Annotated in this window: 1 protein-coding gene; it reads right to left on the reverse strand. The window is 68.7% G+C overall.

The window, feature by feature from the left end; translation table 11 throughout:
* Window positions 1–967 (reverse strand): glycosyltransferase family 4 protein (locus tag JYJ84_RS37415; protein WP_205190369.1); only part of this gene is annotated, 967 nt, incomplete at its 3' end.
* Window positions 968–1,008 lie beyond the last annotated feature (41 nt).

The following is a 1,008-nucleotide window of genomic DNA, read 5'->3' on the forward strand; positions in this document are numbered from 1 at the left end:
GATCGGCGACGAAGCGATCGGCGGCCTGACGCATCGCCTGCGCGTCGAACGCCGGCACATAGGCGGCCGTATCGTGCGGGAAGTAATCGCTGAGCCCGCCGACGTCGGACACGATCATCGGCTTGCCGACGGCCGCCGCCTCGAGCATCACGGTGATGCCCGACGCATGGAAGTTCGGCCGCAGCGGCACGACGATCACGTCGGCCCACGCGTACAGCTCGTGCTGCTTCGCGAGCCCCGATGCCGAGCCGATCTTCACATTCGGCGCATGCCACTCGCGCGGCACACGGCGGCGCGTCGCGAGCCGCACGTCGTAGCGCTCGTCGCCGCCGAATGCGGCCAGGAAGGTGCGCCAGTCACGGTCGCGGTCGTTGCCGATCGCCGCGATCCGCAGCGGCCGGTTCGGCTGCCATTGCCGCGGCTCGGTGATCGGGAAGTCCTGCGTGTTCAGCCCGTAGTAGACGAACTCGGCGTCGCGACCGAGATAGCGGCGGCACAGGTCCGCGTTGTCGCGCGCCAGCGTGGTCAGCGCGTCGGCGCGCGCGATCAGCTTGCGGTACAGCCAGCGACGCGGGCCGCCGAAGCTGCCCCACTTGTCGAACAGCCAGACGCTTTGTGCGAGCAGCAGCGGGCGCTTGCCCTGCGCACCGGCGAGCTTCAGGATCAGCGAAGCGGCAAGATGCTCCTGCTCCGTGTGCGTCCAGATCACGTCGGTGTTCAGCAGCGCCGCGCGGTTGCGCCACGCATGCACGACGTCGAAGCCGAGCGCCGCCTTCAGCGCACGGCGCGCTAGGCTGGCGACGCGGTTCTCGCCGCCGTCCTGCGAATAGGTCAGCCGGAATTCGTCGGATTCGGCATGGTGATAGCCGTACAGGCAGCCGATGTTCTCGCCTTTCCGGTAGGTACGCGGATCGGCGCCGTAAAACAGGTGAACGTGGACGTTCGTTGCAGCTTTCGTTGCAGTCATGCGAGCCCTCCGTGGGTGGCCGCGCGCGAGGCGCGCAGGCC

The organism is Burkholderia sp. LMG 13014, from assembly GCF_905232215.1.
GTDB lineage: Bacteria > Pseudomonadota > Gammaproteobacteria > Burkholderiales > Burkholderiaceae > Burkholderia.